This window comes from Chryseobacterium daecheongense (genome assembly GCF_003729955.1).
Taxonomy (GTDB): Bacteria; Bacteroidota; Bacteroidia; order Flavobacteriales; family Weeksellaceae; genus Chryseobacterium; species Chryseobacterium daecheongense.
Genome location: NZ_RJTX01000001.1, coordinates 1696128 through 1711306, shown reverse-complemented (window position 1 = coordinate 1711306; position 15179 = coordinate 1696128). Strand labels below are relative to the sequence as shown.

General features: G+C 33.3%; 15 protein-coding genes and 1 riboswitch. Of the genes, 1 reads left to right on the top strand and 14 read right to left on the bottom strand.

What is annotated here, in order from left to right:
- Positions 1–136: 136 nt before the first annotated feature.
- The 11 genes from EGI05_RS07975 to EGI05_RS07925 all read right to left on the bottom strand — a co-directional run bounded on the left by EGI05_RS07975 (position 137) and on the right by EGI05_RS07925 (position 8206).
- Positions 137–1132, bottom strand: a complete 996-nt coding sequence (locus EGI05_RS07975; RefSeq protein WP_123262485.1) for a T9SS type A sorting domain-containing protein — start codon at positions 1130–1132, stop codon at positions 137–139.
- A 143-nt stretch (positions 1133–1275) separates the two neighbouring features.
- On the bottom strand, positions 1276–1926 hold the full coding sequence (gene ribB, locus EGI05_RS07970; RefSeq protein WP_123262484.1) for a 3,4-dihydroxy-2-butanone-4-phosphate synthase: 651 nt from the start codon (positions 1924–1926) through the stop codon (positions 1276–1278).
- A 93-nt stretch (positions 1927–2019) separates the two neighbouring features.
- Positions 2020–2145: riboswitch (FMN riboswitch) on the bottom strand.
- A gap of 156 nt (positions 2146–2301) precedes the next feature.
- The gene (locus tag EGI05_RS07965) at positions 2302–3048 is read right to left on the bottom strand and encodes a hypothetical protein (protein WP_134197498.1); all 747 of its coding nucleotides are present in this window, start codon (positions 3046–3048) and stop codon (positions 2302–2304) included.
- A 23-nt stretch (positions 3049–3071) separates the two neighbouring features.
- Complete coding sequence (locus EGI05_RS07960; RefSeq protein WP_123262482.1) at positions 3072–3431, bottom strand: DUF2200 domain-containing protein; 360 nt, start codon at positions 3429–3431, stop codon at positions 3072–3074.
- A gap of 5 nt (positions 3432–3436) precedes the next feature.
- Positions 3437–3982 carry a dihydrofolate reductase family protein gene (locus EGI05_RS07955; RefSeq protein ID WP_123262481.1) on the bottom strand — a complete coding sequence of 182 codons (546 nt, stop codon included), beginning with the start codon at positions 3980–3982 and terminating at the stop codon, positions 3437–3439.
- Between the two features lies 1 nt (position 3983).
- Positions 3984–4700 carry a hypothetical protein gene (locus tag EGI05_RS07950; RefSeq protein WP_123262480.1) on the bottom strand — a complete coding sequence of 239 codons (717 nt, stop codon included), beginning with the start codon at positions 4698–4700 and terminating at the stop codon, positions 3984–3986.
- Between the two features lie 76 nt (positions 4701–4776).
- Positions 4777–5577: an SPOR domain-containing protein gene (locus EGI05_RS07945; RefSeq protein WP_134197496.1), complete on the bottom strand. Its 801-nt coding sequence runs from the start codon at positions 5575–5577 to the stop codon at positions 4777–4779.
- Between the two features lie 181 nt (positions 5578–5758).
- Positions 5759–6274 carry a DinB family protein gene (locus EGI05_RS07940; RefSeq protein ID WP_123262478.1) on the bottom strand — a complete coding sequence of 172 codons (516 nt, stop codon included), beginning with the start codon at positions 6272–6274 and terminating at the stop codon, positions 5759–5761.
- A 102-nt stretch (positions 6275–6376) separates the two neighbouring features.
- Complete coding sequence (locus EGI05_RS07935; protein WP_123262477.1) at positions 6377–7036, bottom strand: DUF2461 domain-containing protein; 660 nt, start codon at positions 7034–7036, stop codon at positions 6377–6379.
- Positions 7037–7066: 30 nt separating this feature from the next.
- Positions 7067–7522 (bottom strand): hypothetical protein, encoded by a 456-nt coding sequence (locus EGI05_RS07930; RefSeq protein ID WP_123262476.1) that lies wholly within the window; start codon positions 7520–7522, stop codon positions 7067–7069.
- Positions 7523–7681: 159 nt separating this feature from the next.
- The gene (locus EGI05_RS07925) at positions 7682–8206 is read right to left on the bottom strand and encodes a hypothetical protein (protein WP_134197494.1); all 525 of its coding nucleotides are present in this window, start codon (positions 8204–8206) and stop codon (positions 7682–7684) included.
- A gap of 499 nt (positions 8207–8705) precedes the next feature.
- Between EGI05_RS07925 and EGI05_RS07920 the strand changes: the two genes are divergently transcribed.
- On the top strand, positions 8706–8993 hold the full coding sequence (locus EGI05_RS07920) for a helix-turn-helix domain-containing protein (RefSeq protein WP_065395189.1): 288 nt from the start codon (positions 8706–8708) through the stop codon (positions 8991–8993).
- A gap of 66 nt (positions 8994–9059) precedes the next feature.
- On the opposite strand, the gene EGI05_RS07915 is transcribed toward EGI05_RS07920, so the two are convergent.
- The 3 genes from EGI05_RS07915 to groL all read right to left on the bottom strand — a co-directional run bounded on the left by EGI05_RS07915 (position 9060) and on the right by groL (position 15134).
- Positions 9060–12044 (bottom strand): HD domain-containing protein, encoded by a 2985-nt coding sequence (locus EGI05_RS07915; RefSeq protein ID WP_123262474.1) that lies wholly within the window; start codon positions 12042–12044, stop codon positions 9060–9062.
- A gap of 375 nt (positions 12045–12419) precedes the next feature.
- The gene (locus EGI05_RS07910; RefSeq protein ID WP_123262473.1) at positions 12420–13247 is read right to left on the bottom strand and encodes a hypothetical protein; all 828 of its coding nucleotides are present in this window, start codon (positions 13245–13247) and stop codon (positions 12420–12422) included.
- 261 nt (positions 13248–13508) lie between these two features.
- Complete coding sequence (groL, locus tag EGI05_RS07905; protein ID WP_123262472.1) at positions 13509–15134, bottom strand: chaperonin GroEL; 1626 nt, start codon at positions 15132–15134, stop codon at positions 13509–13511.
- Between the last annotated feature and the right edge of the window lie 45 nt (positions 15135–15179).

The following is a 15179-nucleotide window of genomic DNA, read 5'->3' as shown; positions in this document are numbered from 1 at the left end:
CAAAAAACGGGCAAAAAAATAAATTATATGTAAACATAATTTGAAATTAGATATAATTATTCAATAATAAAGTGTAATTTTTATAATAAAAAATCCGGTCATCGCGACCGGATTCAATATTTCGAGTTAAGATCAATTATTTCTTGATGAACTTCACCGCTTCAGATTTTCCTTCTTTTCCGGAAACTTCGATAAAGTAGTTCGCTTCTGGTAATTCAGATACCTGAATTCTTCCTGAAGTAATATCAACGGTTTTTATGAGTCTTCCATCTGATGTGTAAATGTGGGCGGTAGAGTATTTCCCGGTATTCCCCTTGAATTCAATAAAATCCTGAGCAGGATTAGGATAGATTTTGAAGTTATCCTTTTTTACAGTTTCCATTGCAGCCAGGTACACTTCACTTAAAACCTGGGCTCCGCTTGTTGTTTGATTGATGCTCAATAAAGGAACGCTTAAATTTCCGTTAGTAGAGCTCAGTATCGGGAATTTATGAGTTGCATCATAATAGGAGTAAGCAGTATTGGTAATATTTCCTATTGGGAAAAGATAAGTGATATCTGTAGATTGATACAGGTTAAAATTTTGTACAGATTTGATTCTGATTACATTGGTATATGTTTTTGATCCGACAAGCAAAGTGCCATAAGCATCAGAAGTTGTAGTGATGGTTCCTTTGAAAAGCCCGGAAGCTGTCGTAGAAGAGAATGTTCCCCGCGCATTATCAGACTCCGAATGACCATAAGCTGCCGGATAAGTAATAAAAGTACCATTGTCTGCCGAAAAATTCAATGTGGCGTCAGAAGTTACTACTCCGGTTATTTCAAGTTTGCTTGCGGATGATTTGTAAAGGATAGTATTTCCAGTAGCTACCATTTTAATGTTTGACCCGGGAAACGTAGATATTTCTGTAGCTGTTGGAGCTTGATAAGTTGTATTGTTTGCCATTCCCTGCGTCAAACTTGTATTATTAAATGTTACTCCATTACCTGTAGCAGAATTATCTACGGTTCCGTTCACCGTATAACCGTTGATCATATCACCTATAATGGGATCATTAAATGCTTTAGTTACAGTCGTTTGTGCAGATAAAACACCACAGGTGGCTAATAAAAAAAGTATAGTTTTTTCCATGGAATATATTTTTTCTAAAGATAACAATATTGTGCTCAAGTAGGGAAATATTTTTAATTATAGATGATTTTCATTACAGATCTGATAAAAAATGCCGTTCATTTCTGTTGAACGGCAATAATCTGTGCGCTAAATGTTATTGTTTAGTTTTGGCTGATCATCATTTTACGATAAGAGTAAATATCTTCAATGGTGACAACACTCATCTGTTTTTTTTCCGCAAAAGTTATGATTTCGGGAAGTCGTGCCATAGAACCGTCTTCATTGGTCAGTTCACAAAGTACCGCATCTTCTCCAAGACGGGCCAGCTTTACCAGATCTACGCTTCCTTCTGTATGTCCTCTTCGCTCAAAAACACCGTCTTTTCTGGCAATTAAAGGGAAGATATGTCCCGGACTCGCAATATCTTCCGCCCGTGCAGATTGGGCCGTTGCCGCTTTGATGGTTGTTACACGGTCTTTCGCTGAAACTCCTGAAGAAACCCCTTCTTTAGCTTCAATGGAAATAGTGAATGCCGTTTGGTTTTTGCTGGTATTGTTTTCTACCATCGGACGAAGATTAAGATGCCTGCTTTTTTCTTCAGAAATGCATAGGCAGACAATTCCGCTGCATTCGCGGATCAGAAGTGCCATGTCCTGTTCTGTGATGGTGGAGGCGGGAAAGATGATGTCGCCCTCGTTTTCACGGTTTTCATCATCCACTAGAATAATACCTTTGCCTTGTTGTAGTTTCAGAAGTGCATTTTCTACACGTTCTGTGGAAGTAACTCCGAATTTTTCTAATAATGTTTCCATGCTGTATTTACTTTTTAAAGTTAAATAGCTCTTCGGTACATGGAAATGAAATACAATACAGCAAGCCTATCGAAATAGCCTTACCGATTGTTTCATTTTCTTCTCCCATCCAGACTGTAACTGTCGGTTTTGGAATTTCACCAAATCAGTCCCTTCAAATGAAAGGAGTCGCGGACTGTAACCGCCGGTAGGGAATTTCACCCTGCCCCGAAGAAAACTTATTCTAAGTTTTGCTGTTTGTTGTAATTAAATTTTTTATTTCATTGGATATGATTTAACGCACAGACTGCTAATTTCGGAAAGTTTTTTGAGATAGGGAAGAGATTCATAGTTGGAAAATAAAAAAACGCTCTGGTTTTAGAGCGTTTTTATTTTTTATTTGAGGAAGATTTCAACCACTCCATTTTTCCCTTTTTCACCATATTTATTCACTGCATTTTTGTCTTTTAAAATATTTACAGATTTTATGTTTTCTGGTTTCAGGGCTTTAAGTATTTCTTCTGATATTTCTTTTCCATCTAAAATATAAAGAGGTTTAATTTCTCCAGTATTATTTTCATAATAAGAGTAGCAATCACTAATGATGTCAATTCCATCAACTAACTGCTCTAAGTAATATTTTTCATCAATGGGGTATTGCGGTTTTTTGCTTTTATTGATTTTGACATAAAAGTACAACTGCTTATCCTTGTTAATTCCCCAATAGTCGGAACACCCTTTTGAGGTCCATTTGTTTAAGTTATTATACTTTTTCAGGATGTCACTTGTCTTTAGGGTTTTCATGTCTACATAATTTCCGTCGGGTAAGTAACCTTCAAAATCTTTTGTCAGATGAATTTTTGCAATAATATTTAAATCCGATTGATATTTTTGAAAAATTACACCAGGATATAATTTGCTTTCATATCCAATTCTATTGTCAAATCTGCTATCCTGAACAAAACCGTCAGAACATAAATTCATCTCTTCAATTTTCACCTGCTTTAATTCCGGATCTCTTTTCTTTAAATCATCTATTGTTAATTCACAAAGTTTAAAATCAGATAATTTGATGGCATCAGACATTTGACTGTAAATATTTAGTGATGCAAAAAGAGATAAAATTATGATGAATTGTTTCATATGCTTTAAATAATTTTCAATGGTTATTTTCTTAATATCTTATCCATTGCCTTTCCTTTTGCCAATTCATCAATTAGCTTATCGAGGTAACGGATATTTCTCATGAGTTCATCTTCGATATCTTCTACACGGTATCCGCAAATTACCCCTTTGATTAATGCAGCATTAGGATTGATCTGAGGTGCCTGCTCAAAAAAGGTGCGGAAATCGGTTTTATTCTCCAGAATTTCCCGAAAGCTTTTCTCATCATAACCTGTGAGCCAAAATATAATTTCATGTACTTCTTCCTTGGTGCGTCCTTTCTTCTCGGCTTTTTCAATATAATGCGGATAAACTCCGGCAAATGACATTTTATAAACTCGCTCGTAATTTTTATTTTGCATGGCTTCTATTTTACCGGTTCATAAATCAATTGAACTACTCCCGATTTAAAGATGTTTGTTTTTATTAATTGTAAGTTCAATCGGTCTTTCAGGTCCTCAAACAAAGGTTTTCCTTTTCCTAAGGCAATCGGATGAACGGAAATCCTGTAGACATCAATGAGATTCAGATCAATGAATGTTTTGATTAGGCTTGCTCCGCCATACAGCCAGATGTCTTTTCCGTCCTGTTTTTTAATCTCTGCAACAGCACTTGCAATATCGGAATCAACAAAAACTGCATTTTTGTCTTCTCTTTTCCGGCTGGAAAACACATATTTATTTTTTGCATGAACGGCCTTCCAAAGATTTTGCTCTTCGGGACTTGCATTTTCCTCCGGTTGATAGTTTCCCCACATATCATAACTTACTCTTCCATAGAAAATGGTATCAATAGAAGATAAGAAACCCTCAAAGTCCATATCATCATCCATGATGCACCAGTCGATTTCCCCATTGGGGCCTTCTATAAATCCATCTAAGGTTACGGCGAGGTCCAGGATTATTTTTTTCATTTTAATTGGTTTTTTTCACTTTAACCAAAGGAGTTCTCATTACATCTTTTTTACCCTTTTTGCTTGGATAGTATAAGGATTTTCCGTCCAGAATAAAAAACTCATCTTTGATGATATCTTCATCGTACGGAATATCTTCTATTTCAAATTCAAAAACATTCGAATTCGGATTACTTTTGGTAAAAACAATATAATCGTTTAAATTATGGGTCATAAAACCAATTTGTGAAAAATCTTTTTTTGAAATGGTTACAGAATGATTGCTGTTGAGGATTTTTTGTTTTCTTACAGGTGGACCCCATGCACAAGTGGATAGGGGAGTTTTGGAAATATGGATATAATCATTTTTCTTATCAAAATAAACAGTAGCCATTTGAAAGGTTGTACTTTTTGACCCGGAGCTGTACTTAGGAATATGATTAATTGTAATGGTTATAGAATCAGAATCAGTTTTAAAAGATTCCTTCATTCTTACTTTAGCAAACTCTTTTTTAATTTTTGGGTTTAATAGAATTTTGTTTTGGGAAAGCTCCCATTTCCCATAATATTCTCTCCCTAAATTATTATAGATAAATGTAGAATCAGATTTAAGCTCAATATAATTTCTGTAAGAGTTTAGATTTCCTATCAAACCCTCTTTGTAAATCCCTGTAATCTCTTTATTTTGTGAATAAAGAACAGAGTGAATGAGAATTAAAACAAGAAGAAGATTTTTCATTCATGAAATTTTATACGAATATAAAAAAAACCGTTCTGTTTCCAGAGCGGTTTTCGGTATAATAGAAGCTTACATTTTATTTACAGACTAAACATTCATCATTTTTTTCAATCGCATTGCACCAGAGAAATTTTCTGACAATATATGAGGTTGGATTAATTTGCTTCTTAACGAGCTGTAACTGGGATTCAGCTTCAAGCTTGGAATTATATCCCATAAGTACGGTTCTGTAAGAATTACCCTTCTTAATGATACTGGAGTTATGATTGATCTTGGTTGCTTTTTCAAGTTTACTGTTGGCATCGTCTATATTTTCATTACCTCCTGCTATAATAAACCATTCTGAATTATTCTCATTAGTAGTGCTTGATAGGGGAGTTTCAAACAGATCCACCTTTCTCTGATTTTCTTCAATTTTCTTCATTTGCGACGGAGTGGGATTCACGATTGCAGTGTCTTGCTTTAAGCTGCTCTGTGCCTTTATATACTCATCATATTCCTGTTTGATGGTTTGATAATAATTCGTCCAGGATTTTTTCATTTCGCCGCTTGGGGCAACTATGGACAAGTATTTTGCGAGCTGGAGCCTCACCAATGGGCGATCTTCGTTTTTAACGTCATTTACGTACTTATCAAAATATTCAAGTTCTTTAATATCCTGATCCCTTTCTTTAAAGAGGTCGCTCACAATTAAAGTAACTGTACTGACGGCGAGAGTGATGATGACCCATTTAAAGTAATCAAAAAACTTATCCAGTTTATCAGGCTCCATATTTCCTTTTTTTAGGAGACTATACGCTACGAAAATGGAGAGTAAACCTATTACTACAAAGAATAAGTACAGGTAAAATGAAACGGTTCCGGTATTGGATAACATATTGAGTTTTATTTATGGTTAATGAATTTTTAGAGCTTTGAAACATATCAAAGTTAGCTTACCTAAGGTTATTGATCAATTACCCTTTTGTAGTATTTTCTTATCATTAAAACTCACTGATGGGTATAAAATAAAAACCGCTCTAGCAATAGAACGGTTGTAATATTTATTCATATTTATTTTAGCTGACTGCTACATCTGCGTCTTTATAGATGTTCCAGAAATTATAATCCGTCATTGGAGCATCGGTTATCCCTACATTTCGTCCCATGGTTACAATCTGTCCCCGGTGATATGTTCCGTGCATCACGATATGCTGAATGTACTCATACTTGGAAAAATCACATTGAAACCATTGCGATTCTATTTTTACGTTTTTTGCCAGGTCTTCTTCAGAAAGGCTTTCCACATATTTTACAAGCTTTTCCGAGTTGTTTTTTATTCCTGAGAAAATTTCATCTTTGGTTGTTTTCTCTGAAATTTCGGCAAAATTAAAATCATTATTTTCTGCAATATGGCTCCACCAGTATTCCTGAGTTTGCCAGATGTGATGTAATGTGGCCAAAATAGTCGGGAAACTTGAAATGACTTCCTGGTTAAGCTGTTCGTCAGACTTTGTCGAAAGCCAGTCAAGATACTTATTGACCACCCAGTTGTTGTATTGAACGGTGTGGGTGATTAGTTTTTTTAGATTCATGAACTTAATATTTTGTTTTTAATGATTCGGTGTATAAAATTAAATAAAATAGTAGCCGGATTTATATGCGGAAGAAAATTTTCAAACAGTCTTCTTTACATTTTAAAATAAAGATTCCCCATTCAAATCTGTAGTAAGCACTTCGCTCATATAATCAAAAAAAGGACGCATGGCTAATAAGGTGAGAATGGCTTCTTTCTGAAAATCATCGGATAGAACCTCCTTATCAGTGAATTTTCTCATGACTACATATTGTTTCTTTCTGATCAGGTCTATGGCGGGATGATCTTTATCAAAACCTCTTGGGGCGGTTTTTACGCTATCTCCTTTAATCTCTTTAAAATATTGTACGAATGTTTTATCTGAAGTAATCTTTTCAATTTCCGCCGTACTGTTTTCAAATTCTTTACGGATACGGAGCAGGTCTTTGGCATCCGGTCCCCAGAATCCGCCTCCTACAAAGCTGTTGCCGGGTTCGATCTGAATATAATATCCTCCTCTCAGCATCGGTTTTGAACGGGAATATCCCACTCCGAAATTCGTTTTGTAGGGAGTCTGGTCCTTAGAAAAGCGGACATCCCTGTAAATTCTGAAAATATGAATTCCTTTTAGGTTGTCATGTTCCTGAAGCTCGGTATACACCTGATTGAAAAATGTTTTGTTTTCTTTTACCACCGCATCATATTCTGCTTTATGCTGGGCAAACCACTCACGGTTGTTGTTTTGTTGTAATTGTTTAAGGAATTCAAAGGTTTTTTTCATGGATGGATTTTTAGCAAAGATAGATTAGTTTTACTTAGTATAGTTTCCTGTAACAATAGATTCTTCCATCAGGCTTACAATCTCAGAAACAGGAATGGAAAATATTCCGGCGTTTCCATTGTCAAACTCTTTTTTCCAATAAGAATATCCGTCCATTTCAAGGGAATCGGGCATTTTGCGGGTTTCATTTTGTAGCTTGGTTACGCTTTTGTTTAATGCTTCTTCGGAAATGGGAATGTGACTTAGCTGGTTGGCAAAGCCGTCAGGACTTTCAGGGCTTTTAATCTTTAATCCGCTTACTGAGATATGTATAACCTTTCCTGTATTGGGATATTCTTCAATCTTTAAAATTTTAAGGGTAGAACCTTTTTCCGTTGAGCGGGTTTTGTATTTCCATTCCTGACCTACACTGTATTTTATATCATTTTTCGTACAGCTGAGGAAGAATAGAAGTAATGTTGCTATTAGAGTATATAATTTAATCATGAGTTAATGGGTTTTTATTTTTTTAGTCTTATGCAAATTGCGGGAAATAAAATACGAACGTATTTTGTTTCCCGCAATAGTGTTTGCAATGAAATGTCAATAATAAACTTGTTGTGATGAAAAGCTAATTTAAGATGGGTAGAGTAGAGCAGTTTATTTTTATTTTTTCTCCTTTCTTTCAATAATGAGATATCCTGCATCCAGCATTTTGGTCAGATGAATATATGGACTTATCATATTCCTTTCCGGTAGGTTGTTATGAATTCCCAGTGAGAAATAGACCATCCCGGAAATAAAATACTCAAATTCCTTGATGCTGTATTCTTTGAATGCTTTTTTAAACACTAACAGCGGATGTTGGTATTCTTTCTCCGAAAGCAAGCCAAGAACCAGCGGAGAAACTTCTTCCAGCTGAGTATTGATGGTCTTTTTCCTTTCCTGCAATGTGAGGAGATATCCTGCACGGATGAATGACTGTATGGCCCGGTGGAAATGAAAAATGACGGACGGATCTTCTTTTATCCGGCTATTTCTTTTGACAGCATAGTTCATAATGCTGTTTAGCTGTTCTTTAGATGTTGACAGTTCATTCAGTTGAAAAAAGATTTCCATGAGCTGTAAGCCGCAATGCTTCCTGCGATATTTCCCAAACCGAAACTGAAAGTCTGTTTTGTTTTTTTTCATGAATTTGTATTTTTTGCTGTACGATTTTACTGGCCGTAAAAGGAGGAAGTCCGCCTGAACTTCCTGCCATACAAGCCATGATATAATAGAATTTGTGTTTTTTTAAGCCCTAAAGCCGCAATGGATTGTACACTCCATTGTACCGTATCATGATACTTTATGGGGTAAAGCAGGCCTAGAAAAGATGATTGTAGAAAACAGAACAGCATGAAAATAAAAACGGCATGGAACTCTACAATATCCGCTTTTGAGGTACTGGTATACCATTGGAACAGATAAGGAGAGCCCACGCCTAGGTCGTGAGCTTCCTGCTTATCGTCTTGTTCCTATTAAAAATTACCAGTTTTCAAAAGCAAGATTCTAAGCAATAGCTTCTATATTTCGTTGAAGTATCGCAAAATTACTCTAATGAGTAATCTTTTCCAAATATAATAATATTTTTAATATACGGGATTATAGTCCTTAGTTTTTTATTTTGTTTTTGACTCACTTTGTCATTATGCATGATTCTTTAGACGAAATAGAGCGATATATAATTTCAAAAGTGAAAGAAATAAGAGAACAGAGAGGTATTAGTCAAACTTCTCTTTCTTTGGCTATTGGTAAAAGTACCAGTTATATTTCAGATATTGAAGCACATTCTAAGACGGCAAAATACAATATTAAAAGCTTAAACTTGATATCAAAAGCTTTGGGATGCTCTCCAAAAGATTTCTGGCCTGAACAGCCAATTTTGGAAGAGAAATACGAATTTGTAAAAGAAATAGAAATAAAGAAAAAATCCTAGTGAGAACTGGAATTTGTTTTTATTTTATTTGCACAAAATTGGGAGGCTTTACGCGTAGGGATATTATTAATCATTCTGAAATTGTTTAAATTCTGATATAAAATCTTCATAATTTTCAATTATCTCTTTTTTTGTAGTAGTAGAATCATATCGATTTTCAAAAACCCAATCATATAACTTATTATTTAAAATAATTGATGATTCATATTTCCTTCCGTTATTATTGTTCGTTTCAGCAACAACAAATGGAGAAACCATTTTAGGATATTTAAATTCTATAAAATGATCTAACTTAAAATGATAAACATACCCAACAAACGCTTCATCTATTAATCGTAATTTTGAATATTTTTTTAGACATGGTATAATTTTTCTAGAAGAACGATTCCAACGCATAGATTTTTTTAAAATTTCAATATATTTTTCTTCTGAAATGAAATCATCTTCATTAGGTTCGAAACTAAATTCAATAAATTTTAAGCTTCCATTATTCTCGTATTCAAAGTCAATAAGCTTTGTGATTCTATTTTCTATTTTAGAAAAAATAAATTGTGAAATAGGAGAGTTTACAGTATGGCTATTAGCATTTATTGTAAAATCACCATTTTCGTAAGAAAAGGAATCACCTCTTGTTAAGTTATTATTTGTATAATAATTAATTTTTATGGATTTTATAGTATTAATTAAATAATCTATTTCTACTTTTTCATTATTATTTTCTAAAGATAATTCATATTTTTTCCAATGAGAATAATTTGATAGATCATATAATTGTAGCGATTCAAACTCATTTTTATAATATTCCAAAAACAAACTTCCTATTTGTTTATCAATTTCAGTATCAAATAAAGAAGAGAAATTTTTAGTGATTATAATAAATAGACTCTCCAAAATCTGTGTATATAATTTATGTTCACATTCGGGCTTTATATTATTTCTGTTAAGTGCTAATATTTCAGATGCCTTTTCTTTATGAATATTTACTTCAACCTTTAAAAATGCTAACGAATAAAAACTATTTTTTACAAATTGATTTTTATAAAAGCTATTAATATGGTTATTATTAATATTTTGATATATATTTAATTCAAGAGAGTTTTTACATTCAAAATAACTAAAATAGCAATCTTTCTTTGAGTTAAATTCAAAATTTTCTTCATTAATAAATAATTTTAGTGGTATACTTGAAGCATTTTCAAAATCTAAAATCTCATCAATTATCATTCCTAAACTTATGTCTAAAGATTCATGGGAAAAAGGATCAAAATTGTGTGCAATCCGGATTGCATTTCTTTGATTTTGCTTGATTGACCATCCTGAGGGAATTGCTTCGGTTTTATATTTAATTGATAGCTTTACTCCTGGTTTAATACTATGATTTGTCTTCTTTTTTTGAATTAAAATTGCACCATCTTTTATACTATTAGTACTATTTAATTCAATATTTTGAAATTCTTCATTGAAAAAACTTTTTGTTTCAATTTTAACTTCATCGGTTAGTAGAAAAATACTTTGAAAACCAATACCAAAAATTCCAGAAGGGCGTAGCCATTCTGGCATTTCCTCAACAATATTTATTTTCTTTCTATTTTTAGAAGAACTTCCTGTTTTCATCAAAAATTTCAAATCATCGGAAGAGATACCAACACCATTATCTTTTACAATTATTTCCCATTCTTTAGTAATTCCAGACTTTTCTTTTTCGTTAATGAAAATATCAATAGGAAAGTTCTCAACAATTTCTATAAATTTCTTATCTTGGGGTGCATTGAAATTAAATGTTTCTTTATACTCTAACCAAATTCTTAAAAGAGTTGAGTCTACTGCATTTTGGAGAATTTCTCTAAATGATTGATATGAATGTTCATACAAACCAGCTCCTTGAAGTAAAGATAATGCTTTGTCTGTATCGACTGCAAATTTAGGTTTTTGTTTACCATCTAAATAATCGTAATTTATTAATTCAACTTTTAAATCTCCAATTGTTGGAAGGTAACCAAATCCTTTAAAGGGAACAATATTATTCCAATTAATCATCTGTTTACTTATTTCACTATCTAGGTAATTGAACCAATGTTGAGTAATATTGGCTGTATCATAATCATCACATTTTGCGACAACATCAATTCTTTCGTTGTCCACTCTAAAAGACTCTATTGAAAGATGTTTAGATTTATGATTTATTGTATCTATTGGAATTTTACTTAAAGTTCTTAACATAACTTCCGAAAATCTGTTATTATCTAAATCTAATAAGTCTCCTATTCTCAATAAACAAGCAATAAATCGAGGATGTGCATCCTCAACATCGATACCAACTTCACAAAATGGTAATTTTATTACGTCATCAAAATCTTTTGTGTGTGCCGAACAAATTTCTGCTAAAATTTTAAAGATTCTATTAGGAATTACACCTCTTGGTGTTGTTAAAGAAAGCTCTGAAGTTGGATTCAAAATTATTTCTTTTGATCTTTCAGAATGTTTTCTTCTAAAGAATTCTGCTAAAATGAATTTTATTCCATCATGAAAATCTAAACTTAACTCATTATGGTTATATTTAATAGTCTTACCATCAATATCAAATTTTATGGCAAATTCATACAATCCATTTTTAGGATCATCTTGCAAGCCTTTAAAAAAATCAATAAATTCATTAGAATGTAAGGCTTCAATTAATTTTTCACTTGAAACAACCATTCCAATATCATGTGTATAGCTAGCTTCTAAAATCAACCAAATATCTATAGCTGATAATTTTTCTATATTTTGAAAACCAATTACCCTTGTTATATTATTGATTATTGTTTCTGAGTGTGTTACGTCATGTAAGCTGTAATGAGGAAATAAATTAGAAACTGCATTTAATGCTGTAGGAATAACTTTTTTATCATAATTCCATTGTGCAAATAGAATTTCGCTTTGTTTACCTTGGGTTTTAGTATATAATAAATTTTCAAGTTCTTTTATCATAGTAATAATTTCTTTAAAAATAGAAAATTTAAGTTTTATTAAAAAAAATAATGAAATTTTATCCTCGCCTGCATGCTCCATTTGAATTTGATTTAAAGCATCCGTAAATCCAATTTGATTGATCTACTACGATCAAAATAAGATGTCATTTGTATAAAATATTTTTATATCTCTTCTTACTAAATTAAGATTATGAACTCATATTCTTTTACGGGAAACCACATTTCAAACAAAAAAACCGCCCTATAAAAATAGAGTGGTAGTATATTAATTTGCCTCGGTCGCTGACCGTTACATCATTCCTGGCATTCCACCTCCCATTGGCATAGCTGGTTCGTCTTTTTTCACTTCAGTGATTACACACTCAGTAGTTAAAAGCATTCCTGAAACAGAAGCTGCATTTTCAAGGGCAACCTTAACCCATATTTTGCCAATATAATGTTATCTGTAGTTGCATTATTCGGTTTTTGATCGAACGAATTTAAGTGTGTCAGTAATTATTGGTTTTGTCCAACCAATGTTTTCATCAGGATTTTTTTGTTCAAGGACTACTTTTACAGTATCAGAAAGTTTGTCAAGATAAATTATTTTTCTTCCGTTTCCAATTTCGCTGGAATTTTCATCTGTCGATAATCGAAGTTCAAACGGAAAATCTATAAAGTAGTCCCTATAATCATATTTAAAAATTATTTCCAATGGATAACTGATATTTGAAATTTTATTATTTTCATCGTATTCTATTTCAATTTTTGCAGTGTAAAACATTACATCTTTTTTGTTTAATAAGGTATAATTATTTTTTAATGGTTTATAAAAAACATTTTCAATACGCTTTTGTTTAGCTTGTTTTACATCGTTTTCTTTTGTTGCTGCAAATACTATAAATGAATAGCTTAAAGCATTTCCAATTAAAAGAGGAATAAATAATTTTTTAAAACTGAATTTGAAAATTTTTGATATAGCGAAAGTTTCAATACACACACTTCCCAAGCACATCAAAAAATAAGTTGCAATCCAGTTAAATTTGTCAAAAGTTGCATTTGGAAGAAATCTATCAATTGCAAAATGCCCAATTAACATTGCAAACATCATCACAAGAGTTCCAAGAAATCCAGAAATTAAATTTCCGATTATTGATATTAGCACAGATTTTTTCCAACCAATTTTAAGAAATACATAAATAGTTATGGTTTCAATAATTATTGTAAGGAAAATTAAATACCAAAATTTTTGAACTTCTTCACTAACATAAATAGCGGGCCAAATTACATTTAATAAAGTCATTTATTTTTTGCGAGATATTGGTTTTGCAATTACAGATAACGTCCAAATATACGCATTGCGCAAATATCACATATATATTATTGCGCTTATTTCATATATGTATTGTACAATTGCTTGTTAAACAGCGGTTTATTTTTAGTTGTTTTTGGATAAACGCAATAGTATATAATAAATGATAAACAAAGGAGTTATCTACAAAATAAAAAACCGCCCTACAAAAGCAGAACGGTTTATATATTAAATTGTCTTAGCGACACGCTACTACATCATTCCCGGCATTCCGCCACCCATTGGCATGGCTGGTTCGTCTTTTTTCACTTCAGTGATTACGCACTCAGTAGTTAAAAGCATACCTGCCACAGAAGCTGCATTTTCAAGGGCAACTCTTGTTACTTTTGTTGGGTCGATGATTCCTGCTTCAAGCATGTTCACGTACTCGTCAGTTTTAGCATTGTATCCGAAATCTCCGCTTCCTTCCGCTACTTTAGCAACGATTACAGAACCTTCACCACCTGCATTAGCAACGATTTGTCTCAATGGCTCCTCGATAGCTCTCTTAACGATCTTGATTCCTGTAGTTTCATCAGCATTAGCTCCTGAAAGGTTGTCTAAAGAAGTGATTGCTCTTACTAAAGCTACACCACCACCTGCAACGATACCTTCTTCTACAGCTGCTCTTGTTGCGTGAAGAGCGTCGTCTACTCTGTCTTTTTTCTCTTTCATTTCCACTTCAGAAGCTGCACCTACGTAAAGTACGGCAACACCACCAGCTAACTTAGCTAATCTTTCCTGAAGTTTCTCTCTGTCATAATCAGATGTTGTAGTTTCCATTTGAGCTTTGATCTGAGAAACTCTTCCTTTGATCTTGCTTTCGTCACCACCACCGTTTACGATCGTTGTGTTATCTTTATCGATAGATACTTTCTCAGCAGTTCCCAACATATCTAAAGAGATGTTTTCCATCGTGAAACCTTGCTCTTCAGAAATTACCTGTCCACCTGTTAAGATCGCGATATCTTCCAGCATTGCTTTTCTTCTGTCTCCGAATCCAGGAGCTTTTACAGCAGCAATTTTAAGAGAACCTCTTAATTTGTTTACTACTAAAGTTGCCAAAGCTTCTCCTTCCACTTCTTCAGAGATGATCAATAAAGATTTACCTCCCTGTGCAATTGGCTCAAGAACCGGAAGCAATTCTTTCATGGAAGAAATTTTCTTCTCTACTAAAAGGATGTATGGGTTTTCAAGCTCAGCTAACATTTTCTCAGGGTTGGTCACAAAATAAGGCGACTGGTACCCTCTGTCGAACTGCATCCCTTCTACAACATCTACTGTTGTATCTGTTCCTTTAGCTTCTTCTACAGTGATTACCCCTTCTTTTCCTACTTTTCCGAATGCTTCAGCGATCAAAGAACCGATCGTGTCATCATTGTTGGCAGAAATAGAAGCAACCTGCTTGATTTTTTCTGAAGAATCTCCCACTTCCTGAGATTGAGTTTTAAGATTATCAACAACTACTGTTACAGCCTTATCGATCCCTCTTTTCAGATCCATTGGATTAGCACCTGCTGCTACGTTCTTAAGACCTTCTCTTACGATAGCCTGTGCTAAAACAGTAGCGGTAGTAGTACCGTCTCCTGCAATATCATTGGTTTTGGAAGCTACTTCTTTTACCATCTGAGCTCCCATGTTTTCTACTTTATCTTCAAGTTCGATTTCCTTTGCAACGGAAACACCATCTTTAGTAACGTGAGGAGCACCGAAAGATTTTTCAATCACTACATTTCTTCCTTTAGGTCCTAAAGTTACCTTCACTGCATTTGCCAATGCATCAACACCTCTTTTTAAAGCGTCTCTTGATTCAATATCGAATTTAATATCTTTTGCCATAATGTTTAGCTTTAAGCTTTAGGCTATAAGCGATAAGCTTTTTTC

What these genes read in the sequence shown, in the direction of transcription:
- EGI05_RS07975 (WP_123262485.1), bottom strand. Translation starts at nt 1,132, where the DNA reads ATGGAAAAAACTATACTTTTTTTATTAGCCACCTGTGGTGTTTTATCT.
- ribB (WP_123262484.1), bottom strand. Translation starts at nt 1,926, where the DNA reads ATGGAAACATTATTAGAAAAATTCGGAGTTACTTCCACAGAACGTGTA.
- EGI05_RS07965 (WP_134197498.1), bottom strand. Translation starts at nt 3,048, where the DNA reads ATGAAACAATTCATCATAATTTTATCTCTTTTTGCATCACTAAATATT.
- EGI05_RS07960 (WP_123262482.1), bottom strand. Translation starts at nt 3,431, where the DNA reads ATGCAAAATAAAAATTACGAGCGAGTTTATAAAATGTCATTTGCCGGA.
- EGI05_RS07955 (WP_123262481.1), bottom strand. Translation starts at nt 3,982, where the DNA reads ATGAAAAAAATAATCCTGGACCTCGCCGTAACCTTAGATGGATTTATA.
- EGI05_RS07950 (WP_123262480.1), bottom strand. Translation starts at nt 4,700, where the DNA reads ATGAAAAATCTTCTTCTTGTTTTAATTCTCATTCACTCTGTTCTTTAT.
- EGI05_RS07945 (WP_134197496.1), bottom strand. Translation starts at nt 5,577, where the DNA reads ATGTTATCCAATACCGGAACCGTTTCATTTTACCTGTACTTATTCTTT.
- EGI05_RS07940 (WP_123262478.1), bottom strand. Translation starts at nt 6,274, where the DNA reads ATGAATCTAAAAAAACTAATCACCCACACCGTTCAATACAACAACTGG.
- EGI05_RS07935 (WP_123262477.1), bottom strand. Translation starts at nt 7,036, where the DNA reads ATGAAAAAAACCTTTGAATTCCTTAAACAATTACAACAAAACAACAAC.
- EGI05_RS07930 (WP_123262476.1), bottom strand. Translation starts at nt 7,522, where the DNA reads ATGATTAAATTATATACTCTAATAGCAACATTACTTCTATTCTTCCTC.
- EGI05_RS07925 (WP_134197494.1), bottom strand. Translation starts at nt 8,206, where the DNA reads ATGAAAAAAAACAAAACAGACTTTCAGTTTCGGTTTGGGAAATATCGC.
- EGI05_RS07920 (WP_065395189.1), top strand. Translation starts at nt 8,706, where the DNA reads ATGCATGATTCTTTAGACGAAATAGAGCGATATATAATTTCAAAAGTG.
- EGI05_RS07915 (WP_123262474.1), bottom strand. Translation starts at nt 12,044, where the DNA reads ATGGAGCATGCAGGCGAGGATAAAATTTCATTATTTTTTTTAATAAAA.
- EGI05_RS07910 (WP_123262473.1), bottom strand. Translation starts at nt 13,247, where the DNA reads ATGACTTTATTAAATGTAATTTGGCCCGCTATTTATGTTAGTGAAGAA.
- groL (WP_123262472.1), bottom strand. Translation starts at nt 15,134, where the DNA reads ATGGCAAAAGATATTAAATTCGATATTGAATCAAGAGACGCTTTAAAA.